29 protein-coding genes and 1 tRNA gene are annotated in these 22591 nt (G+C 48.1%); all 30 read left to right on the top strand.

Features of this window, described 5'->3' with window-relative positions; translation table 11 throughout:
* Positions 1-281 precede the first annotated feature (281 nt).
* The 30 genes from ABEA66_RS11270 to hepT all read left to right on the top strand — a co-directional run bounded on the left by ABEA66_RS11270 (position 282) and on the right by hepT (position 22549).
* Positions 282-935, top strand: a complete 654-nt coding sequence (locus ABEA66_RS11270; RefSeq protein ID WP_345587611.1) for a flagellar brake protein — start codon at positions 282-284, stop codon at positions 933-935.
* A gap of 57 nt (positions 936-992) precedes the next feature.
* Positions 993-1202, top strand: coding sequence for a hypothetical protein (locus ABEA66_RS11265; protein ID WP_345587615.1), 210 nt, complete (start codon positions 993-995; stop codon positions 1200-1202).
* A gap of 144 nt (positions 1203-1346) precedes the next feature.
* Positions 1347-2027, top strand: coding sequence for a (d)CMP kinase (gene cmk / locus ABEA66_RS11260; protein WP_345587610.1), 681 nt, complete (start codon positions 1347-1349; stop codon positions 2025-2027).
* A gap of 1 nt (position 2028) precedes the next feature.
* Complete coding sequence (locus ABEA66_RS11255) at positions 2029-2613, top strand: lysophospholipid acyltransferase family protein (RefSeq protein ID WP_079910706.1); 585 nt, start codon at positions 2029-2031, stop codon at positions 2611-2613.
* Between the two features lie 128 nt (positions 2614-2741).
* Positions 2742-3977 (top strand): 30S ribosomal protein S1, encoded by a 1236-nt coding sequence (rpsA, locus tag ABEA66_RS11250; protein ID WP_079910705.1) that lies wholly within the window; start codon positions 2742-2744, stop codon positions 3975-3977.
* A gap of 81 nt (positions 3978-4058) precedes the next feature.
* Positions 4059-5132 carry a type 2 isopentenyl-diphosphate Delta-isomerase gene (gene fni, locus ABEA66_RS11245; RefSeq protein ID WP_345587609.1) on the top strand — a complete coding sequence of 358 codons (1074 nt, stop codon included), beginning with the start codon at positions 4059-4061 and terminating at the stop codon, positions 5130-5132.
* A 153-nt stretch (positions 5133-5285) separates the two neighbouring features.
* Positions 5286-5924 (top strand): hypothetical protein, encoded by a 639-nt coding sequence (locus ABEA66_RS11240; RefSeq protein ID WP_345587608.1) that lies wholly within the window; start codon positions 5286-5288, stop codon positions 5922-5924.
* Between the two features lie 15 nt (positions 5925-5939).
* Entirely contained in the window at positions 5940-6854 is a 915-nt protein-coding gene (locus tag ABEA66_RS11235; protein WP_192704879.1) for a YIEGIA family protein, read from the top strand.
* Complete coding sequence (locus ABEA66_RS11230) at positions 6855-7046, top strand: capping complex subunit for YIEGIA (RefSeq protein WP_079910701.1); 192 nt, start codon at positions 6855-6857, stop codon at positions 7044-7046.
* Between the two features lie 110 nt (positions 7047-7156).
* A complete protein-coding gene (der, locus tag ABEA66_RS11225; RefSeq protein WP_345587607.1) occupies positions 7157-8479 on the top strand; it encodes a ribosome biogenesis GTPase Der in 1323 nt (440 codons plus the stop codon).
* A 13-nt stretch (positions 8480-8492) separates the two neighbouring features.
* A complete protein-coding gene (gene plsY, locus ABEA66_RS11220) occupies positions 8493-9086 on the top strand; it encodes a glycerol-3-phosphate 1-O-acyltransferase PlsY (RefSeq protein WP_179136004.1) in 594 nt (197 codons plus the stop codon).
* A 19-nt stretch (positions 9087-9105) separates the two neighbouring features.
* Positions 9106-10149 carry an NAD(P)H-dependent glycerol-3-phosphate dehydrogenase gene (locus ABEA66_RS11215; protein ID WP_345587605.1) on the top strand — a complete coding sequence of 348 codons (1044 nt, stop codon included), beginning with the start codon at positions 9106-9108 and terminating at the stop codon, positions 10147-10149.
* A gap of 94 nt (positions 10150-10243) precedes the next feature.
* Complete coding sequence (locus tag ABEA66_RS11210) at positions 10244-10519, top strand: stage VI sporulation protein F (protein WP_256865343.1); 276 nt, start codon at positions 10244-10246, stop codon at positions 10517-10519.
* 122 nt (positions 10520-10641) lie between these two features.
* On the top strand, positions 10642-10821 hold the full coding sequence (locus ABEA66_RS11205; protein ID WP_079910697.1) for a DUF2768 family protein: 180 nt from the start codon (positions 10642-10644) through the stop codon (positions 10819-10821).
* 45 nt (positions 10822-10866) lie between these two features.
* On the top strand, positions 10867-11160 hold the full coding sequence (locus tag ABEA66_RS11200; protein ID WP_345587604.1) for a 2Fe-2S iron-sulfur cluster-binding protein: 294 nt from the start codon (positions 10867-10869) through the stop codon (positions 11158-11160).
* A 34-nt stretch (positions 11161-11194) separates the two neighbouring features.
* Positions 11195-11782, top strand: a complete 588-nt coding sequence (locus tag ABEA66_RS11195) for a nucleotidyltransferase domain-containing protein (RefSeq protein WP_345587603.1) — start codon at positions 11195-11197, stop codon at positions 11780-11782.
* Positions 11783-11815: 33 nt separating this feature from the next.
* Entirely contained in the window at positions 11816-12154 is a 339-nt protein-coding gene (locus tag ABEA66_RS11190) for a 2Fe-2S iron-sulfur cluster-binding protein (protein WP_345587602.1), read from the top strand.
* Positions 12155-12157: 3 nt separating this feature from the next.
* Positions 12158-12895 (top strand): hypothetical protein, encoded by a 738-nt coding sequence (locus ABEA66_RS11185; protein ID WP_345587601.1) that lies wholly within the window; start codon positions 12158-12160, stop codon positions 12893-12895.
* 257 nt (positions 12896-13152) lie between these two features.
* Entirely contained in the window at positions 13153-14631 is a 1479-nt protein-coding gene (spoIVA, locus tag ABEA66_RS11180; protein WP_079910692.1) for a stage IV sporulation protein A, read from the top strand.
* 287 nt (positions 14632-14918) lie between these two features.
* Positions 14919-15191, top strand: a complete 273-nt coding sequence (locus tag ABEA66_RS11175) for an HU family DNA-binding protein (protein ID WP_079910691.1) — start codon at positions 14919-14921, stop codon at positions 15189-15191.
* Between the two features lie 132 nt (positions 15192-15323).
* Positions 15324-15400 (top strand) — tRNA-Pro (locus ABEA66_RS11170).
* A gap of 170 nt (positions 15401-15570) precedes the next feature.
* Positions 15571-16497, top strand: coding sequence for a phosphatase PAP2 family protein (locus ABEA66_RS11165; protein ID WP_225948519.1), 927 nt, complete (start codon positions 15571-15573; stop codon positions 16495-16497).
* 184 nt (positions 16498-16681) lie between these two features.
* On the top strand, positions 16682-16909 hold the full coding sequence (mtrB, locus tag ABEA66_RS11160) for a trp RNA-binding attenuation protein MtrB (protein ID WP_079910690.1): 228 nt from the start codon (positions 16682-16684) through the stop codon (positions 16907-16909).
* Positions 16910-17012: 103 nt separating this feature from the next.
* Positions 17013-17540 carry a hypothetical protein gene (locus tag ABEA66_RS11155; RefSeq protein WP_079910689.1) on the top strand — a complete coding sequence of 176 codons (528 nt, stop codon included), beginning with the start codon at positions 17013-17015 and terminating at the stop codon, positions 17538-17540.
* A gap of 89 nt (positions 17541-17629) precedes the next feature.
* The gene (locus ABEA66_RS11150) at positions 17630-18493 is read left to right on the top strand and encodes a heptaprenyl diphosphate synthase component 1 (RefSeq protein ID WP_079910688.1); all 864 of its coding nucleotides are present in this window, start codon (positions 17630-17632) and stop codon (positions 18491-18493) included.
* Between the two features lies 1 nt (position 18494).
* Positions 18495-19229 (top strand): demethylmenaquinone methyltransferase, encoded by a 735-nt coding sequence (locus ABEA66_RS11145; RefSeq protein ID WP_377741104.1) that lies wholly within the window; start codon positions 18495-18497, stop codon positions 19227-19229.
* Between the two features lie 24 nt (positions 19230-19253).
* A complete protein-coding gene (locus ABEA66_RS11140; RefSeq protein ID WP_345587613.1) occupies positions 19254-20126 on the top strand; it encodes a UbiA-like polyprenyltransferase in 873 nt (290 codons plus the stop codon).
* On the top strand, positions 20123-20755 hold the full coding sequence (locus tag ABEA66_RS11135; RefSeq protein WP_079910686.1) for a UbiX family flavin prenyltransferase: 633 nt from the start codon (positions 20123-20125) through the stop codon (positions 20753-20755). Before ABEA66_RS11140 ends, ABEA66_RS11135 begins: the two co-directional genes overlap by 4 nt.
* Positions 20715-21578, top strand: coding sequence for a menaquinone biosynthesis protein (locus ABEA66_RS11130; RefSeq protein WP_345587600.1), 864 nt, complete (start codon positions 20715-20717; stop codon positions 21576-21578). The genes ABEA66_RS11135 and ABEA66_RS11130 overlap by 41 nt, the downstream gene beginning before the upstream one ends.
* Positions 21575-22549 (top strand): heptaprenyl diphosphate synthase component II, encoded by a 975-nt coding sequence (gene hepT / locus ABEA66_RS11125; protein ID WP_345587599.1) that lies wholly within the window; start codon positions 21575-21577, stop codon positions 22547-22549. The genes ABEA66_RS11130 and hepT overlap by 4 nt, the downstream gene beginning before the upstream one ends.
* Positions 22550-22591 lie beyond the last annotated feature (42 nt).

Raw genomic sequence — 22591 nt, 5'->3', positions numbered from 1 at the left:
CAACATTAACGCGGTGTCGTGATAAAAAAATGAGCATAAAGAATGGCTGTCGAGACTTTTTCGACAGCCTGGGAAGAAGCGCCGAGCTTCTTCTTTTTTTCATTCCGGAGTTTGCAAAACTTAGAGATCTCCGTAAAGTGAATGAATCGGCTCCGAAGCAAAGGTGCTACTTTGAGGGCCATTTTTTTGCTTCCCATATGTTGCCTTCATGATATAATGAATGGGTATAAGTAGTACTTTGGTACTGCTTTTTCGCTAACATCTAGGGGAGGTGCGCTTGTTTGCTGCCGAAAGTAAATGAGATTTTACATATACAAATCAATTCGATCGACGAAGAAGAGGCCAAACAGGAGTTTAAATCGAGAATTGCCGATGTGACGGACAAGCAGATCAGCATGGAGATTCCGATGAATGAACGGACGGGCCGTTTAAAAAGACTTTATATCGGGGATGAGCTGTCGGTTTATTTTATTACCGATGGAGGAGTAAAAAATTATTTTACATCGACCGTCCTCGGTTTCTCGGACGACGTGATCAGAACCGTTCATATTAAAAAGCCGGATCCCGAATCGATTACCAAGGTGCAGCGGCGCAATTTCCTGAGAGTGCCGGCAGAGCTTGAGATCGCGGTAGCGTATTCGGATCAGCTAAAATTTGTAGCGGTTACAGACGATGTCGGCGGAGGGGGGATCTCCTTTCTGTGCGACGGCTATATTCCGCTTGCCACGCAGCAAACGGTTCGGTGCTGGCTATTGCTGCAATTCAAGAACAATCAACTGGAACATATTCCTTTCAAGGGAGAGCTGGTGCGGGTCAAGCCTTTGGAAACGGGGAAACAGCAGGTTATGCTGAGGTATTCGGAAATTACCGATCACGACAGACAAAAAATTATTCGTTACTGCTTCGAAAGACAGCTTGAATTCCGCAAAAGGTAAGCATGAAATGAAAAGGATTGGGTACACTACCACGAAATGGATGATTATGGAGTGGTGATGGCGTTGGACCGCGTAAAGAAGGAACCCGAGTATGAGGAGCAGTTTGTATTATTCTCCGCGCTTGTTGAAAAATGGATGAAAAGGGCTCTGTATGTCCTGATTTCTCTGCTTGTTGCAATGCAGCTGCTGCTGCAAATCCCCGGGCTTCGCTATTATTTGGTAAAAGTGGAACAGCTTGAAGGAATTCCCTATGATCATTCGCGGTAAGGTACCGTCGTTAAAAGGCGAAAGCTCTCGAAGAGTTTTGCAATCCCTCTTGTACCTATGGTATAATTTTCTTCGATCACAGGCAGGGCCTGTTTTGTTATTCATTGCATCATTGTTCATTTTTATTGCTGGGAGGCCCGCGTTTTGGAAAAAATCAACATTGCTATAGATGGCCCGGCGGGAGCGGGGAAAAGTACGATCGCCCGATTAGTCGCTAATGAGCTCGGATTCGTTTATGTCGATACCGGGGCCATGTATAGAGCCGTCACATGGAGCATTTTGCAAGCGAATCTTCGACCCGAGCAGGAAGAGGAAGTGATCTCCGTTGCGCAACGGCTTCATATTCGTCTCGTTCCAGGTGAAGAGGGGCAGCAAGTGTTTGTGGACGGGCAGGATGTAACCGCCGAGATTCGTTCGGCTGCTGTAACCGGCAACGTTTCCCGTACATCGCAGATTGCGGAAGTGCGGCGCATATTGACGGAGAAGCAGAAGCAGCTTGCAGCGGATAAAGGTGTCGTGATGGATGGTAGAGATATCGGAAGTCATGTATTGCCCGATGCGGAGTTGAAAATATTTTTGACTGCCAGCGTTAGGGTTCGGGCGGAAAGACGGTACAAGGAAATTCAAGACAGCCGTCCGGAGGTCACATTGGAACAGCTGGAACAAGAGATAGCTTCCCGCGATAAGATGGACGAGCAGAGAGAGACCTCGCCTTTAGTCCAAGCAGCGGATGCCATATTGCTGGATACGACAGAAATGACTATTACTGAAGTGGTCGAACGTATTTTGGAGCTTTGCAGATCCAAAGTCGGCGGGGGGAAGTAACATGCTTTACTCTACGCTTCGTGCCATATTCCATTTTTTGTTCAGGACCTTGTTTCGCTTGAAGGTTGTAGGACTGCATCATATTCCAACCGATGGTCCTGTCATCTTGTGCGCGAATCATATCAGCAATTTTGACCCGCCGTTATTAGGAAGTCCTATAATTAAAAGGCGAGTGCACTATATGGCCAAGGCAGAACTGTTCGAAGTACCGGTGCTGGGCTGGGTACTACCCCGAATTTGTGCGTTTCCCGTTAAGCGCGGAGGCGTAAGCAAGGAGTCCATTCGACTCTCGCTGCAGCTGCTTAAGGAGAATAACATTATTGGTATTTTCCCGGAGGGCTCGCGGCACAACGCCGGAGGCATGGGCAAAAAAGGTGCGGCCAGCTTGGCTTTGAAGTCAGGTGCAACAGTGGTACCGGCAGCGATAGTAGGCAATTATCAATTATTTAAAAGAATGACGCTGGTATACGGCCCGCCGGTTGATATTAGCGAGTTTGCGGAAGCGGGCTCCGAAGGATTGGAGCAGGCAACCGACAAAATTATGGCCACCATTCGATCGATGGTTAAACAATACGAATCGAAATGATAAAATGTGGAATACTTAAAAAAACAATTAACCGCGTATTCTTTTTGCGCCGGTAAATTATATTAGACAGCAGCAATTGTAACTACTATTCATTGAGTTAGGTTGCTAATCAAGGAGGGTATTGGACCATGTCAGAAGAGACAAAAGTGGAAAACGTACAAGAGGAACAAGCACAGCAAGAAGTATCCCAAGAGGAATCCATGGGCAATGTATCTGTACTGAAAAAGGGAGATACCGTTAAAGGCAGCATTATTAAAGTAGACGACGATCAGGCTATCGTTGACGTAGGCTATAAATATGACGGCGTTATTCCTGTTCGTGAGCTTTCTTCCGTTACATTAGGAAGCGCAGCCGAAGGCGTTCAAGTAGGTCAAGAGGTAGAATTGAAAGTATTGACCATCGATGACAACAAGGAGAAGCTGGTGCTCTCCAAACGCGCAGTAGACAGCGAAAAAGCATGGGATCAGCTTCAAGCCGACATGGAAAACAAAACGATTCTTGAGGCAAAAGTAGCCGAAGTCGTTAAAGGCGGTCTTGTGGTTGACGTAGGCCTGAGAGGGTTTGTGCCTGCTTCGATGGTAGAGCGTAACTTCGTTGAAGATTTCAGTGATTACAAAGGTCGCACATTAAGATTGCGCGTGAAAGAAATGGACCGCGAGAAAAATAAAGTCATTCTTTCCCAAAAGGATGTTCTAGACGAAGAGTTCGAAGCGAAGAAGAAAGAATTGATCTCCAATCTTTCCGTTGGACAACAGCTTACTGGTACCGTTCAACGCTTGACTCCATTCGGTGCTTTCGTTGATATCGGCGGCATTGACGGTCTGGTTCACATTTCCGAAATGGCTTGGCATCATGTAGAGACTCCTTCCGAAGTGGTTAAGGAAGGCGATCAAGTTCAGGTGCAAATCCTGAAGCTCGATCCTGAGAACGAGCGCATCAGCCTAAGCATTAAAGCAACTCAACCGGGACCATGGCAAAAAGTCGCCGAAGAATTCCAGATCGGCGATATCGTGACGGGAACGGTAAAACGTCTTGCTCCTTTCGGCGCTTTCGTAGAAGTAGCTCCAGGTGTTGAAGGTTTGGTTCATATTTCCCAAATCGCACATCGCCATATTGCTACTCCTTTCGAAGTACTGAAGGAAGGCCAAGAAGTGAAAGCAAAGGTTCTGGATTTGAATGTGGATGAGAAGCGCATCAGCTTGAGCATCAAGGAAACAGAAGAAGCTCCTGAAGCTCCTGCTCCTAAAGCAGACAGACCTGCTAGAAATCAAAAAGAAACCGTGATTGCGGAAGAATACCAAAACCAAGGTCTTAACTTGACTTTGGGAGAACGTTTCGGCGATAAATTAAGCAAATTCAAATAAGTCGATTTGAATAAGAGCCACATTGAGAGTGAACAAGCTTCATGCTTGTTCACTCTTGTGAGTTATAGGGGGGCAGGCCAAGTGCGGATACCAAGAAAGATGGAGCATGTGCATCATGCTCTGCAGCTTGGGCAAAGCGGTAATCAAGGATTTGCCGATATTAAGCTGATCCACAATTGTTTACCGGAAACATCCACTTCGCTTATCTCATTGCAAACAAGCATCGGCGAACTCAATTTGAGCTCGCCGATTATTATTAATGCGATGACTGGCGGAGCTCATGAGACAGAAGAAATTAATAGAGAGCTGGCGATCGCGGCCAGAGAAACCGGATTAACGATGGCCGTAGGCTCGCAGATGTCCTCACTGAAGAACCCGGAGGTAGCCTCAAGCTACCGTATTGTGAGGGAGATGAATCCGGATGGCATCATATTCGGAAACTTAGGGAGTGAGGCAACGCTCGAGCAAGCTCTGCGGGCTGTCGAGATGGTTCGGGCTGACGCGCTGCAAATTCATTTGAATGTAATGCAGGAGCTGATTATGCCGGAGGGCGACCGGGATTTTCAGGGCATGCTGAAGCGCATTTCCGCTATCGTTGATCAGGTTGGGGTTCCTGTCATCGTGAAAGAGGTAGGCTTCGGCATGGCGAGAGAAAGCGTCGATGCCTTGCTCGGCATTGGTATCTCGGTCATTGATGTAGGCGGATACGGCGGAACCAATTTTGCCGCCATTGAGAATATGCGCAGATCGCTGCCGATGGAGTGGCTGAACGAATGGGGCTGTACGACCGCGACCGCATTGCTGGAAGCGGACTATGCTTCTTCCCGGCATGTTAACGTGTTTCTTATCGGATCCGGGGGAATCAGAAACAGCCTGGAGGCTTGTAAGGCGCTGATTTTGGGAGCGTCAGCCGTAGGCGTGGCAGGCGCCTTCCTGAGGACGCTTCGTCAGGAAGGGACAGCGGCCCTGGTTGAGCATATCCGGGAGATGCATAACGAGATGAAGCTCGTCATGACTGCGCTGGGAGCACCGACGGTTCAAGATTTGCACAAGGTTCCCGTGGTCATTTCCGGCGAAACGGCTCATTGGTGCTATGCGAGAGGAATAGATATTCAATCGTTTGCAAACCGGAACGGTTTTATAAAAATTACATAACCAAGCCATACTAAGAACGGAATTGGAAGGCTGCTTTGTTAGAAACAGGCTTTTCGCGCTCTTGGACTGTGAGGAGCATAGACAACCGTCATCGCTTGCGCAGGCAGAGCTAACGAAGACAGCATCACTACGATACGTTCTAAGGTGGGTGCGATGAATCCAGGATACTTATCTTTGCTGCTTATGGTCGTTTCGTTAATCCTGTTCGCGAGTGGCTGGAAAGACATTATTATGAGAGGTATAACTTCAAAGGTCATACTTCTTTTTTTTATTTCGTGGCTTATCAGTATGAACTTTTCCTTACCTATAGCGGGAGGGCGTGTATGCCTCTGCCTGGGAGTTCTTCTAATCTGTATCCTCTGTGTGCTGTGGCGAGTCCATGGGAACGTCTATCGGGTACACCTTCTTTCGGTCGGCGCTTTGTTAGGCTCCATCAGCTTCTTTATGCTGGAGACCATCCATTTGGTGCCGAGGCTGGTTCTGGGCAGCACAGAGATCTCTATGGCGCTTGCCATCGGTGTTCTGCTTAGTCTGTTGACCCGGCATCCGGCTGCACAAGTTGCGTCACTGTCCATAGGACTTATCCTGGCTGAATGGTATCATGGTTATCTCCATCGCAATTACTCGGGCTTTCAGCTCGGGTTTCAGTCCTTCCAGGATCGCTGGTGGCTGACGCTTTCTATAACGAGGACTATCTCGTTGACACTGATGGCGGTTGCTCTGACATGCAAAAAAAGCTTTTTTTGGATATCAGATGGTATAAGGCGCAGATACAGCGGCGATAGTGATTAGAGAGGGGGAAGCCAAATGCTCGCTTGGATTGCCGAACAGAAATATACGGTAGGCATTATCATAGGGGTGCTCTTCGGATTGGGAGCCCGCATTACCATGCTGCAGACAGATTATCGTCAATACCCGACCTATCCGCATGGGAAAATAATCCATATCGCATTGGGTGTTATTGCAGCGGGATTAGGAGCGGTTGCCGTCCCATCCTTACTGGATAAAAACTATACTGCGATCACGTTCCTTACGGTTGCGGCCCAACAATTCAGGGATGTCCGGAATATGGAGCGGCAAACGTTATCCAAAATCGATAGTATGGAGCTCGTCCCCCGCGGGGCTGCTTATATCGAAGGAATTGCCATGGTCTTTGAAGGGCGCAACTATATGGTGATCTTCACCTCTTTTGTAGGAGCCATGTTCAGTATTATTTTCGCATGGTACTGGGGGATCGTTGCCGGAATCATAGCGATTCTTATCACAAACCATTTTAAAAGCGGGAAAAGCATTTCCCACATTGCCGAAGTTCAGAAGGCAGAGGTGCGGATGGACGGGCCGAATCTGTTCGTAAACGATATTTATATGATGAATATCGGCTTGGACGATACCCGGCATAAAATTTGCGAAAAAGGGATCGGGCTTATTCTCGTGCCCAAAAATCAAAACTGCCGTGTGACTTTGGCGAATCTAGGACAGCGGCAAGCGCTGCTGCATGACATTTCCACGATTATGGGCGTTTACCGGGATGACGGAGAGCCTTCTCTGCTGCCGCTCGCAAAGCTGGATATGAACGACGGCCGGCTGGGCATCTTCTTGCTTCCGCAGGTTCATAACATAGACCAGGCAAGAAAGGTCATTCTGCAGTCTCCGGTGCTGGAAAGCGCCATACGGATGCCGTCGGAGGCGGATGTAAGTTCAACCGGAAAGGAAGGCGCCTAAATGGCAAAAATCGTGGCGATAGTGACGTCGGACAGGGAGCAGGTGGCCGGAGGAGCGCCGATTTTCATTACCAAGGATGCGGACGAGCAGCAAAAGGTTGCTTTCAAGCTGGAAAAAATATTGGATGCGATGGCTCATGATTTAGAGAACGGTACGATGATTCTGGTTGATCATAAAAGCTCTTCCGGATAATGGAAACGTACGGATTTCATTGCTTTGTAGGAAGGCAAATGCTATGATGTAGATTGTGAAATTTTTCATGTTGCCGTTTTGACGTGCAGCGAGGAAAGGAATGAAGTGGAGTGGCAAGACCCGTAGTGGCCATCGTAGGCCGTCCCAATGTCGGGAAATCGACTATATTTAACCGCATTATCGGGGACAGATTGGCAATCGTTGAAGATATGCCGGGGGTAACCCGGGATCGATTATATGGAGTCGGAGAATGGCTGGACCATCAGTTCAGTGTGATAGATACCGGCGGGATCGAAATCGACGGAGAAGATGAAATATTAAAATCAGTTCGCGCACAAGCGGAGCTTGCGGTTGAAGAGGCCGACGTAATCATTTTTATGGTGGATGCCAAGGCAGGCGTGACGCCCAACGATTCCGAGGTCGCAGAAATGCTGTTCCGTTCGAAAAAGCCCGTTGTTCTGGCCGTAAATAAAGTTGACAATATGAAGCGGCAGGACGATATCTATGAGTTCTATAGTCTCGGATTCGGCACGCCGTTCGGCATTTCAGGCTCTCATGGCACGGGAATCGGGGATTTGCTGGATGAAGTAGTGCAGCATTTTCCGGAGAGAACGGACGATGAATATGGCGAGGAAGTGATTCGTGTTGCGCTTATCGGCAGACCGAATGTCGGTAAGTCTTCGCTGACGAATACTATTTTGGGAGAAGAACGGGTCATTGTAAGTGACGTGGCCGGAACGACGAGAGACGCCATCGATACGCCGTTTGAAAGAGACGGACAAAAATACGTAATCATCGATACGGCGGGTATGAGAAAACGCGGCAAGGTGTACGAGAACACGGAGAAGTACAGCGTCATGCGTGCATTGAAAGCGATTGAACGCGCGGATGTCGTGCTGGTGCTTATCAATGGGGAAGAAGGCATTATTGAGCAGGATAAGCATGTGGCCGGTTATGCTCATGAAGCCGGTAAAGCGTGTATTTTTGTCGTCAACAAATGGGATGTCGTGGAAAAAGACGATAAAACGATGCAGCAGTTCACCCAAAAGATTCGCGATCATTTCCTGTTTATGACCTATGCGCCGATTATTTTCCTCTCCGCAAAGACGAAGCAGAGGGTTCACAAGCTGCTGCCGATTGTAAACCAAGTGGCGGAGCAGCATGCGATGCGCATACAAACCCATGTTCTTAATGACGTCATTTCCGACGCGGTGGCTATTAACCCTCCTCCGACAGATAAAGGCAGAAGATTGCGTATTAATTATGCGACCCAGGTTACGGTTAAACCTCCGACCATCATCTTCTTTGTCAATGATCCGGAATTGATGCATTTCTCCTATGAGCGATATTTGGAAAATAAGATTCGTGCTGCTTTCGGATTTGAAGGAACGCCTCTCAGGTTGTTTACTCGTAAAAAATCGGATGAAGAATAGGGAGAGATAAGCAGTGCTATCCGTAATATCCATTATAATCGCATATTTGTTAGGGTCGATCAGCTTTAGTTTTCTGGCGGGGAAGATACTGAAAGGAATTGACATTCGAAATCACGGGAGCGGCAACGCCGGGGCTACGAATACGCTCAGGGTACTCGGCGTAGGGCCCGCTATAACGGTACTCATTCTGGATGCGTTAAAGGGGGTTGCCGCCGTTCTTGTAGGACGATGGCTGGGACAAGGAGACGTGCTGATTGAAGTGCTGTGCGGGCTGGCCGCCATTTCGGGGCATAATTGGCCGATCTACTTTGGCTTTCGCGGCGGGAAAGGGATCGCCACAACCATTGGTGTTATGATAACACTGGCTCCCCTGGCCGTAGTATATGCCGGAATCGTATGTATATTGGCGATTGCTTTAACCCGTTATGTTTCACTCGGTTCTCTGTTGTTTACCGCTCTCTTACCTTTATTTATCTGGTTTATGCGGGAACCGATTGAAATCTTCTGGTTAAGCTTATTCGTATTCGTGTTCGCTTGGGTGCGTCACCGTACCAATATTGTGAAATTGATCAAAGGACAGGAGAATAAACTCGGCTCCAAAAAATAAAATCCGGAGGTGTGGGCTCATGGCCAAAAAAGTATCCGTACTGGTTGCAGGAAGCTGGGGGACAGCGATTGCTTCGGTTTTGGCGGAGAACGAAATGGATGTCATGCTGTGGACCCGCAACGAACAGCAGGTAACGGAAATTAATACGGAGCACCGGAATCGACGGTTTTTGAATGATGCCATGTTGTCACCCCGCATACGTGCGACAGCTTCAATGGAACAAGCCGTAAGTGAAGCCGACGCTGTTGTTGTGGTTGCTCCTTCGGCCGCGATGCGGGAGGTAGCGTCGCAGATGCGCCCGTTTTTAAAAAAAGAAACGACCTTGATTCATGCGACGAAAGGCTTTGAGGCCTCAACGCTCAAACGAATGTCTACTGTGTTGGCCGATGAGCTGCCTCATTATGACGCGTCAAAGATCGTTGTTTTATCCGGTCCGAGCCATGCGGAAGAGGTTATCAAGCAAAGCCCGACCACGGTCGTGGTGGCGTCGGAGGATGCTCAAGCTGCGGAGGCCGCACAAGATTTGTTAATCAATAACAGCTTTCGCGTATATACCAATCCCGATGTAATCGGTGTTGAAGTAGCAGGGGCGCTTAAGAACATTATTGCATTGGGAGCGGGACTTACCGATGGGCTGGGTTATGGAGACAACGCCAAGGCTGCGCTCCTTACGCGGGGACTGGCTGAAATATCGCGCCTAGGAACGGCTATGGGCGGCAATCCGCTAACCTTTGCCGGGCTGGCCGGCGTGGGCGACTTGGTCGTTACCTGCACCAGTAAGCACAGCCGCAATTGGCGTGCGGGCTATTTGCTTGCCCAAGGCAACCCGCTTGAAGATGTACTTCGTCAAATGGGAATGGTGGTCGAAGGCGTCAAGACGACGCAGGCGGCATACAAGCTTTCACGTGATTACCAGGTGACGATGCCGATTGCGGATGAGCTGTATTCCGTTCTGTTTGAAGGGAAATCCCCTGAGGCCGCCGTTGAAGATCTTATGGGCAGAGGCAGAACACACGAGCTGGAGGAAGTAGCCAAGCCCGTGCAAACAAAATGGTTCGGCTAGATTCCCGCCTACACGGTTAGTGTCCCTCCTTCATACAATACCTTAGATCATGCTCCGATCCTTAGGGAGTTATGAGGTTAAGGAGGGACAGGAAGTGGCCGATAAAACAACGCCTAAAGATGTGTTGAACACTGTAAAGAAGAAAACCGGCAAAAATATAAGCGAAAAAGATATATATAAGCTGGCTAGCGGTGTAAAACCATCCACAATGCAAAGTGAAGCCCAATTAAGACAGCTGATCAAGCAGGTATCCAGTCTGGTGAATGTACCGGTTTCCGAATCTACGATTAACGAGATCATTCAATCGGTGCAAGGAAGCAAGAACGGCAATACGATAGAGCAGCTTATGAAATTAATATCGAAAAAATAACAGTTTCGTGGCATGAGCGGCCGTCCGGCGCGCTTGTGCTTTTTTTATGTTATAATAGCAAAGAATATTTTGCAGGTACATAATGGATAATGATTATTGATGGTTAGGGGTCGTTGTATTGTATGTCATCCATGGATAAAATGTGGGCATCCTTTATTGCCATTGGGCTGATGGTTCTTGCCTCCTTATTGATCACCTTCGCTAGAACGAAGACCAGAGGGATCCTGCGCGGAGTCCTTTCGGTTATTGCGTTCCTGATGTTTATTCCCATCTTGCTGTATGTTTTTGTCTCCATGATGTAGACTTTCTAGAACGAAAATCAAGCTGAATAACGGGGGTTTCGAACGATGATTACTTTGGTAGGCAGAAAAGTGCAAAAGCAGGTCGAGCATGATAGCGGCCTTACTATTCTGGATTTGGCCATGAAGCATGAGGTGGACTGGTCCTTCTCCTGCACAAGAGGCACTTGTGCCCGATGCCGCTGCCTGGTTAAGGAAGGAAGAGAGTATCTGAACGAGCCGAACGATGCGGAGCTGGATCGTCTGGAGCCGGAAGAGATCGATGCGGGCTACCGGTTAGGCTGTCAGGCTATGGTCAAGCGGGACGGGCCTGTTACCGTCGTTTATAAGCCTTATTTCTAATCGGGCATAACCGCCAACGAGAAGGGGAATTTCCGTGGATTATATAGACAAGCTGGGGAATGCGCTCAGAACACTTCAGATGCAGCTTCATGACATAGAGCAGCCTTGGTTAGTCGGAGGAAGCTGCGGTTTGCTTATGCAAGGAGTACCGATAGCTGAAGCGCCGAAGGATTTGGACGTATACGCTGATGTAGAAGGTGCTAGAAGCATTCACAGACTTTTATCGGAATATTCCATCGACGAGCAAGTAGAGGACCGTTCTTCCGTCTACTACTCCTTATTAAGCCATTACAGCATTCATGGGATCAAGGTCGAATTGGTCGGAGGCTTCGAAGTGACGATGCGTAACAGCTTCTACAAGGTGAATGCCGCTTGGCTCGACCGTTATGCCATGAAGTATACTTTAAATACCCATGAAGGGCTCGCCCCGGTCAAGCTGATGCCGCTGGAGCACGAGCTTATCTTTAACCTGCTGAGAAACCGGCCGGATCGGTTCGAACCGATCGCCAAGGTTATCTCTACGCGGATCGGAAGCTCTTCCTCCATTGCCGAAGAGCTTCTTCAACAAAATCATATCGACGAAGAGATCGTCCATCAAATGAATCGGCTGCTTCAACGATAAGCTGACAAGAAAAAGAATAAAGGAGTACAAACGATGACAGCTCGTGTGACGTTTTTACCGGACGGCAAGTCGATCGACGTGCGAGCGGGAACGACGCTGCTGGATGCCTCACGCAGAGCCAGAGTTCACATACGTACTCGCTGCGGAGGGAATGCCGCCTGTCTAATGTGTAAGGTCCTTGTTCAGGGCAGCGGCACGGGGCTGGCTCCGTTAAATCAGAATGAGAGCTTGAAGCTGGGCGGCTTGCATGAGCAAGGCTATCGGTTAGCATGTCAAGCTAAGGTTACAGGGGATGTTACCGTTACACTCCCGGAGGACCCGCTGAAGGCAGCTATACGAAAACAGTTGGAGCGGCAGCAGGAGGAAGAATAAATCATGAATATTCGTTTACGAAAGTCAAGCATCATTCTGTGTGTAGTGATGCTTTGTACGGTTCTGTCGGGCTGCATGTATCCGAAGGAGATGCGCAAGGAGAACCAGATAGCTTCGGGAGAATTCGTGGTGGTCGTACAGAATGCGGTGGATCAATTTCATACGAAAACCGGCGTGCTTCCTATCAAAAACAGCGATCAGATGACGCCGTTGTATGAGAAATATCCCGTTGATTTCAAGAAGCTGAAAGAAAGAGGCTTGATCAGCAATATTCCGGCAAATGCGTTTGAAAATGGCGGTACGGCAATCTATGTTCTAGTAGATGTCGAGACGAAGCCTACGGTGAAAATGATGGATTTAACCTCATTTCAGCAGACTGTAGAAGTCCAGAAGCTTGTCGACGACTATAAATCCAAAAACAACGGCCAGCTGCCGAAAGGGGAACCGGTTGCTCCTTCCTTCTACCGGATTGACTTTGACAAGATGAACAAAAAGCCCATGCAGGCAACCAGCATGTATACCCGTCAGGTAATGCTGCCGTTCATGATCGATGATGCAGGAAGGGTCAGCATTGACTACTCGGAGGAAATGATGCGCCTGATCGACAAGAAATCGCTGCAGAGCAGCTTGAACGTGAATCAGGATTTGCGTGAGCTGCTTGTGAAGGAATCGTATTACGTGCCGGCCCGAACCGGTCCATATCGTTGGATGGAGGGCAGACCGACGCCCGTTCTTGAATAATAGCTTCCCAACCTCTATTAACCTTCTTAAAGGGAAATAGAGGTTTTTTTGTTATGCCAAAGAATAACCGGAACCTCCGGTTCATATATTCTCATAGAGATTAAGCTGCGGTACGAATGCCGTTGGTCAGCAAGGAGTGATCAAAAATAAAATATGATTCTGATTCATCATATTTTGTTAGCTAGTACATATATTTTTAATAGTCCAAAAGCATGTGTACGAGTTTCGTCTTAAACAACCTGTAGGAGGGATTCTCATTGGAAAAAGTGGATATCTTTAAGGACATTGCAGAGCGTACTGGCGGGGATATTTACCTGGGGGTCGTTGGAGCGGTCCGTACGGGGAAATCAACGTTTATCAAGCGCTTTATGGAATCGATCGTTCTGCCTAACATTCAGAATGAAGCAGACCGTATTCGGGCGACGGATGAGCTTCCGCAAAGCGCTGCGGGCCGAACCATTATGACGACGGAGCCGAAATTCGTACCGAATAATGCGGTGCAGCTGCACGTTGCTGAAGGGCTGAATGTCAATGTTCGTCTTGTGGATTGTGTAGGTTATGTGGTAGAAGGCGCTAAAGGCTACGAGGATGAGAACGGGCCGAGAATGATCAATACGCCATGGTTCGATGAAGCGATTCCTTTCCAGGAAGCGGCAGAGATCGGCACACGCAAGGTCATTCAGGAGCATGCGACCTTGGGGGTCGTCATTACAACGGACGGTTCCATTGCCGAAATTCCCCGTGCATCGTATGTAGACGCGGAAGCGAGAATTATTTCTGAATTGAAGGAGGTCGGCAAACCGTTCATTGTTATCGTGAACTCCACGAAACCAAACGGCGATGCGGCCCAGCAATTAAGAAACGAGCTGCAAGCACAGCACGACATCCCGGTCGTTGCCATGAGTGTAGCCAATATGAGCGAAGACGACATGATTTCCGTTCTCCGCGAAGTGCTGTACGAATTCCCTGTACACGAAGTTAACGTCAATCTGCCTAGCTGGGTCATGGTGCTGGAGGAAAATCACTGGCTGCGCTCCCATTTTGAAAATTCCGTCAGGGAGACTGTTCAGGATATTCGCAGACTTCGTGATGTCGATAGGGTCGTCAGCCACTTCGAAGAGTATGAATTTATTGATAAAGCAGCCCTTGCCGGCATGAATATGGGTCAAGGTGTGGCCGAAATTGATTTGTATGCTCCAGATGAGCTGTATGACCGCATCTTGATGGAGGTTGTTGGCGTCGAGATCCGGGGGAAAGACCACCTGCTCCAGCTCATGCAGGATTTCAGCCATGCCAAGCGGGAATATGACCACTTTGCCGAAGCGTTGGAGATGGTGAAGACGACCGGCTACGGTATCGCTCCGCCTACCCTTGCCGATATGGCCCTGGAAGAGCCTGAGCTGATCCGTCAAGGCACGCGCTTTGGTGTGCGGCTCAAAGCAACAGCGCCATCGATTCATATGATTCGTGTCGATGTGGAATCGGAGTTCTCTCCGATCATCGGTACAGAGAAGCAGAGTGAGGAGCTTGTCCGCTACCTGATGCAGGACTTCGAGGACAACCCGCTCAAAATGTGGGAGTCCGATATATTCGGCAGGTCGCTGCATTCCATCGTTCGTGAAGGCATCCAAGGGAAGCTGTCCATGATGCCGGACAATGCCCGCTATAAGCTGCAGGAAACACTGGGCCGCATCATTAACGAGGGCTCCGGTGGACTTATTGCCATTATTTTGTGACAAAGATTACAGAAATGTTGTTAAAATGCACTCCACAGGGTGCATTTTTTTGTTTTCACTTGAAAAAGTGTCATGGGTGTATTACTATAGTCTTGATTTACAAGGATTTCGCTTGTTTTATGTATAATTTCTGACTTTTCAGTTAACAAAGGAAGTAATAAGACAAACGGCTAATGGCGTAAATTCGAGAGTAACGGCCAAAGCACCTAGCTGCCGTCTTTCACTTGCGGTATTAGTTCTTCTTGTGAAGTTCGTTTTGGATACTTATTTGGGGGGAGGTGAATGGCATGAATAAATCCGATTTGATTAATAAGGTTGCTGAAACCAGCGAGCTTTCCAAGAAAGATGCGACAAAAGCGGTTGAGGCTGTTTTTGAAGCTATTTCCGAGGCTCTTCAAAATGGGGATAAAGTACAGCTGGTAGGATTCGGAAACTTCGAAGTTCGTGAACGTTCCGCTCGTAAAGGACGTAACCCGCAAACTGGCGAAGAGATCGAAATTCCATCCAGCAAAATCCCGGCTTTCAAACCTGGCAAAGCGTTGAAAGACGTTATTCAATAAGAATGGCTGTTTCTGTACATAATGCAGTGCCAATACAAAACATCTGAATCCAAAAGATTCAGATGTTTTTTTACATCAAACCTTTACAAGGAATGGTTTCCCATCATATAATATAACTGTTTCAACGATAATCGGGGTATGGCGCAGCCTGGTAGCGCGCACCCTTGGGGTGGGTGAGGTCGCACGTTCGAATCGTGTTACTCCGACCATGGAAGAGACATCGTCAAATCGGTGTCTTTTTCTTTTGTATGCCATGAGATGCTTCAGCGCAATATTGAAAGCGATGTTTAAAATTTCATGAAGCAAGACGATACCGAATTTGGTATACTGGGTGAAGTTGATTCAGCAGCGTTAATTTGCACGAGGGGGATTGCTGGAATTGAAAGAAAGAGCACAAAGTTGGCTTGCTGCCAATGACTGGACCATGTATGGAATCATCGTCTCCATTTTTTTGGTATGGCGCATCGGGGTTGAGGGTGGCTGGAGTACCGCATGCTGGGTCCTGTTGCTAATCTGCTTGCTTGGTGTCCGTAAAGACCAAATCGATGTCGATTGGAAACGTTTTTTTGTATTTGGCTTGCCGCTGCTAGGCATCTTTTATTATTTTTACGGATCCGGTAACGGTATCTGGTGGAAAATTGCGAACTGGATGTTCGAGAACAACCGCCATCCTTGGAACTGGGATCAAATGATGAACAGCATTCCGTTCAATGACGGGGCATGGGCAAGGGCGTTTCATCGAGTTAAGCTGGATCACCTGATGGTATGGGTGTATAACTACGGTTTTGTGCTCTCCTTATGGATTTGTATCGTGCGCAGCTTTTGGACAAAAAGCATTAAGAAGATGCTCTCTTATGCGCTGTCGGGGCATTTAATGCAGTTCCCTTTAATTTTGCCGTTCTATAACCTGATCTTGCTTCGTGAAGTATGGTGGGTAAAAGGACAGCCCGATTTGCTGGGCAGGACGTTTGCGACCGAGAACGATCTTCTCGTTAATGTAATGAACTGCTTCCCAAGCATGCATACGTCGATCTCCTTCGCGATGCTGCTGCTAGCCCTTCGGGAGAAGGACCGTATTTTCAAATATATGATGGTCGCTTATTGTGCATCGATTATTTTCTCCACGATGTATCTGCAGATTCATTGGGTGCTGGATGTTATCGCGGGTATGGCCTTTGCCTACGGCATTGTGAAGCTGGCTGATCTTGTGATTCGATTGGGAACCAAGTGGATGCCAGCCAGCATAAAGAGCTTCTATAGCGGCAAACAAGACAAATCGTATAACAAAGAGACTATGGCTGCCTGATTAGGCGGCTTTTTTTATATCATTTAAATTTTCGGGGCTTCCCGCAAAAGGACTGAATCCGTTTCGAAGCCAAGGCTGCGCTTTTATGGGGCTATTTTACCGGCTTCGGTACTTGCCAGTTGACATCGCTCACATTTTTTTGCATCATACTAGTAAGATAGTTAGGACAGGAAGGAAGATCGTGATGGAAGAGAATCCAAACCAAGCGGATTATTTTATTATAAAAGCGAAAGAAAACGGGGTTCAGGTCATCGGATTGACTCGGGGACAAGATACCAAGTTTCATCACACGGAAAAGCTGGACAAGGGTGAAGTGATGATTGCCCAGTTTACCGCGCATACCTCGGCGGTGAAGATCCGCGGGAAAGCGGTTGTCATGACGAAACACGGCGTGATGGACACGGAGGAATAATTTTTCAGTTTTCGCAGGCATAGCCTGCTTTTTTTCGTTGTACAATGAAGAAGAGGGATCTCGGCCAAGCAATCGCAAGAAGTGCGAAGGAGGATATTGTCCGATGAAATGGTTCACCCGTCTTCTGATCACCATTGTACTATCCATGGGCCTTGCAGCCGGCCTATCCGTTCTTCCACAGCTCGAGAGCAAGTGGAGTCTGCCTATGTTTCATACGGTGAAGGCCCAGCCCGTATCGGAATCGAATGTCGTCGATGTACTAAGCAAAGCGCAGCTGCATCTTCGTATCCGCAAGGTCGAGATGACCCATGCGATTATCTCGATAGATCTGTTCGCTTCTCCGGCAACAGATAAGAAGGAGATCGTTCAAGATCTGTATGAGCTGCCGCGGCATCTGTTTCGCAGCTCTACCAATCTGAATCAGGTATTGATCCGGGTATTGGACGGTTCTGCCGAGGGGAAGCAGAGTACCTCCCTGTTAATCGCTGAGGAAGCGAGAAGAGAGAAATGGCTGCCGAGCGAGCTGCCCATCAGCACGCAAAGTACGGAAGAAATGGAGCAGTATCTGCAATCCCATTTTCGAGTGACCTATACGGCGAAGTGGCAGGATCGTTTTCAAGTAAAAAGTTAAGACAGGGTATTGTGCGCGAATATGCGTATTGTGCTATAATAATTTAGATTGTTTTATTGCGATTCTTTGCAATGGTTCGGAGGCTAACTATGAATTCTTATCGGATCCCGGAAATGGCCCGAAAATATATGGAGTACGACATGATCCAGGCCCACACGGACTTGCCGCATTTTCCAGAATTTCGTACGCGGTTGTTGTATGCGTTTTTAAGCAGGCACAGTACTTTGTCGGGCTATAGCGAGCTTTTCAGCTTGGTCACGTCTCTGGTTCAGATCGGGATGGACACCCATGATTTAGTGAGTATTACGAATAATGACAAGGAGATGAAAGCGGCAAGGTCAAGGCAGCTGAAAGTGCTGGCCGGCGACTATTTCAGCGGCCGTTTTTATTATTTACTCTCCCATGCGGAGCAGGTTAACCTGGTCGGTGTTTTATCGAATGCGATTTGCGAAGTGAACCGCCTGAAGTTGAATTTGTATCAGTTGATGAAGCAGCTGAAAATGACGGCTGATGATTACATAAACCAGGTGGTGGAAGTCCGCACTCGGCTTTACATGGCATTTGCCGGTTTAATGGAGGATTCGCTTCATAGCGCATGGCCTGAAATCTTGAGTCTGTTTACGCAATGTGAAGTCATTTTGCAAGAGATATCCCGGTCGGAGACGGCACAGCAGTACCGGGACAGCTGGGGATATTGGCATATTCTTCAGCAGGCGACCAAGGAAGAATGCAAGCATATGCAAGCCGATGAGCCTGACTTCTCCAAGCTCCGGTCCATTTGGCTCAAATATAAAATTACTCCGCAGCTTTATCAAATGCTGAATGTATGCATGAAACAGCTGCAAGACAAGCTGCAGACGCTGGAATCGAAGGAGTTGGGCAAGGAGCTTCTCTCTATTGGCGAGCCGTTTATGCGTTACCTCTCGACACCTAAAGCGCTGGAAGAAATATGAGGTGAATATTGTGCAGTCCAAAGCAAAATCCAAAGAGGAATTTGTTCATTCCGTATTTGAAAGCATTGCTCACAAGTATGATTTGATGAACGACATTCTAAGCTTCCGAAGGCATAAGGCCTGGCGAAAGTTTACCATGAAAAAAATGAACGTAAAGCCCGGGAGCACGGCGATTGATCTATGCTGCGGCACTTGCGACTGGACTATCAGCCTGGCGCAGGCGAGTGGAACGGGCAAAATGGTCGGTCTGGATTTCAGTCAGAACATGCTTGATTTTGGCGGGAAGAAGGTTCGCGAGGCCGGGTTGGATAAACAGATCACCTTGGTTCGAGGGAATGCAATGGAGCTGCCATTCGAGGATAATTCCTTCGACTACGCTACCATCGGCTTCGCCCTAAGGAACGTACCCGATCTGGTGAAGGTCATTGAGGAAATGCAAAGAGTGGTCAAGCCAGGGGGAATGGTTGTATCACTGGAGCTTTCCAAGCCGACATGGCAGCCATTTAAAGGTCTTTATTATTTTTATTTTCAAAATATTTTACCAATGCTCGGGAAGTTGATAGCTAAGCGATATGAGCAGTACAAATGGCTGCCGGAATCATTGATTCATTTTCCTGATCACAAACAGCTGGCTGATATTTTCAGAAAAACAGGGTTGACCCATGTACAAGCTTATCCGCTGACCGGAGGCATTGCAGCACTTCATATCGGCATCAAGAAGAACGAAGCGGAATAAGAAATGGGAGTGGTACAAACTATGTTGTGGAAAAAAGCGAAAATTTTTATGGAAATGATCAAAATCGAGCATACCTTGTTTGCTCTTCCGTTTGCTTTTATGGGAGCGCTGGTCGGATCGGTTGTCATTTTTCAAAAGCTGCCTGGCTGGGGGCAAATCGGTTGGATTATCCTGGCGATGATTGGAGCGAGAAGCGCGGCAATGGGGCTTAATCGGGTTATCGACAAGGTGTTCGACGGTCGCAATCCTAGAACTGCTGCAAGAGCGATTCCGGCTGGACTCATTTCTTCCAAAGAAGCTATTGTCTTTATTGTGATTTCATTCACATTATTGTTTTGGGCTACGGCGAACTTGAGCTCGTTATCGATGAAGCTGCTGCCGATTGCGGTCTTTTTCCTGGTCTTTTACTCTTATACCAAACGGTTTACCTGGGCGTGTCATATCATTCTGGGCTTCACGATTGCATTAGCTCCTCTTGGCGGATGGGTGGCTGTAACGAACGGAGTTACGTTGTCCGCGTTAATCTTTTACGTCGCCATCGCCTTTTGGGTGGCAGGCTTTGACATTATTTATGCTTGCCAGGATGCTGAATTTGATAAAGAAGAAGGGCTTCATTCCATTCCAAGCCGGTTTGGAGTCGCCAATGCCTTGAAGATCGCTCGCTGGTTCCATGTCGTTACCGCTGTAGGCCTGCTGATCCTGTTCCTGATGACGGACCTTAGCTGGGTATACTTGACCGGTCTTATCATCGCCAACGGGCTATTGTTCTATGAGCACAAGATCGTTACTCCTAAAAATTTGAGCCGGTTGAACACGGCGTTCTTCACCTTAAACAGCGTACTGAGCGTCTCCTTGTTCGTGTTTACCCTCATTGATTTGGTGGTGCTTCGCCGATGAGCAAGCCATGGGTCATTGGCATCACAGGGGCCAGCGGAGCCGCCTACGGGGTTAGGCTTTGCAAGTTTTTACTGGATCGGGGGTATGATTTGCACCTTCTGATTACCGATGCCGGCTGGCGTGTATTAAAGGAAGAGCTGGGGTGGGATGTTACGAAGCGTAAGGAAACGCTGGAGTCCCACTTCGGAGGATTGGCCGGCAAGTATACCTATAATCCGATCCAGGATATCGGGGCAAGCACGGCGAGCGGTTCTTTCAGAACAAGCGGCATGGTGATTATTCCCTGCTCTATGGGTACATTATCGGGAATCGCTCACGGGGCTTCCGATAATTTGCTGGAGCGTACTGCGGATGTCATGCTGAAGGAAGGCAGAACGCTCATCATCGTTCCGAGAGAAACCCCGCTTCATACGATTCATCTGGAAAATATGCTGAAGCTGTCCCGGATGGGAGTTCGAATCATTCCTGCCATGCCTGCGTTTTATCAGGGTCCCCAAACGCTTAATGATATGGTAGACTTTTTGGTGGGGAAAGTTCTTGACAATATGGATATTGATCATGAATTGTACAGAAGATGGGGGATGACGGATGAGCAGCGTGAACAAACCGATCCGCATCGGCCGGATTGACTTTACTAATGTATGGCCTTTGTTTTATTATTTCCCGTATGAGCAGCTTCAGCAGGAGGTTGAGCTCATAACGCAGGTACCGACACAATTAAATGCGGCCATGGCGGCGGGGGAGATCGATATCGGTCCCATTTCCTCGTTTGCCTACGGCGAGCATTTTGAAGAATATATGCTGCTGCCGGATATGTCGGTCAGTGCTTACGGGGATGTAAAATCTATTCTGCTGTTTCATCGAAAACCGCTGAGCGAGCTCGGCGGGAGTCCTGTCGCTTTACCTACGACTTCGGCTTCTTCCGTCAATTTGTTGAAAATCATTTTGCAGCGTTTTTATCAAGTGGAGCCTAACTATCATTATGCGGCCCCTGTGCTTGGGGAAATGATGAAATCTGCGGATGCAGCATTATTGATTGGGGATCATGCAATTCGGGAAAGCTGGGAAGATCACGGCTATATGGTTACCGACCTGGCGCAGGAGTGGACGAAATGGACGGGACAATGGATGTCTTTCGCTGTCTGTGCCATTCGAAAGCAGGTCGTACAAGAGAAGCCGGAGCTGGTTAGCCGCATTTATCGGGCGTTTATGGAAAGCAAGAGAAAATCGTTGCATGATTTGACTGCATTGGTTCAGGAAGCGCGGCGGCTGATCGGCGGTACCGATTCCTACTGGCGCCAGTACTTTTCCACCTTAACGTATGAGTTCGGACCAGAGCAGCAGACAGGGCTGCAATTGTACTATCGCTATGCTTGGGAGCTGGGCTTTCTGAATAAGCAAGTGCAAATCCAGTTGTGGAACGATAATTTATTGACACAGGTGACGGAATGAAGCTGATAGATTTATACACAAAAATGAAAAAGGATATTTCGTACATAGAAAAAGAGCTTGAACGAAGTATCGATACCGATCATGCCTTGCTCAGGGAAGCATCGGTACATCTATTAAAGGCTGGCGGTAAACGAATACGGCCTATTTTTGTTCTGCTCGGAGCCAAATTCGGAACCTACGATATGGAACGCATCAAGCATGTTGCCGTTCCGCTGGAATTAATACATATGGCGTCGCTAGTGCACGATGATGTGATTGACGATGCGTTGACCCGGAGGGGACAGCTGACGGTCCGGTCCAAATGGGACAATCGCGTCGCGATGTATACCGGGGATTACATATTTGCCAAAGCATTGGCCGTAGCTACGAAGCTGGAGAACCCCAAAATCCATCAAATTTTATCCAAAGCAATAGTGGAAATGAGCATAGGGGAGATGGAACAAATCCGCTTCTTCTTCAATCCGGATCAAACCGTACGCGAGTACTTGCTGCGCATCCGGAGGAAAACAGCCTTGCTCATAGCCATCAGCTGCCAGCTTGGAGCTATCGCGGCGGGAGCAGATGAGAAGCTGTCCAACCGCTTATACTCTTTCGGCTATAATGTGGGGATGACCTTTCAGATAAGAGATGATTTGCTTGATTTGATCGGGACGGAGAAGGAGCTGGGCAAGCCGCCGGGCAGCGACATTCGCCAGGGGAATATTACGCTTCCCGTTATTTTCGCCTTGCGGGAGCCGGAGCTGCGTGTTCCTCTGCTCAGCGAGCTGAAACGAATACAGGAGGCCGATGGCCAGACGGACATCCAGTATTTTATCCACATGATCCGTAATAGCAGAGGAATTAAGCAAGCCGAACAGATGGCTAATCGATATATTGATAAAGCGATAATGCAGCTGAAGGACCTTCCTGACATTCAGGCCAAGAAGGATTTGATCGGCGTTGCCCATTTTATAGGGAACCGCTCCTATTAAGAACATTTATCAGATGACGAAATATGTGATATATTGGGTGTA

This window comes from Paenibacillus vulneris (genome assembly GCF_039543185.1).
GTDB classification, from domain to species: Bacteria; Bacillota; Bacilli; order Paenibacillales; family NBRC-103111; genus Paenibacillus_S; species Paenibacillus_S vulneris.
Note: the sequence above shows the minus strand (reverse complement) of the source record. Positions and strands in the feature narration are given on the sequence as shown.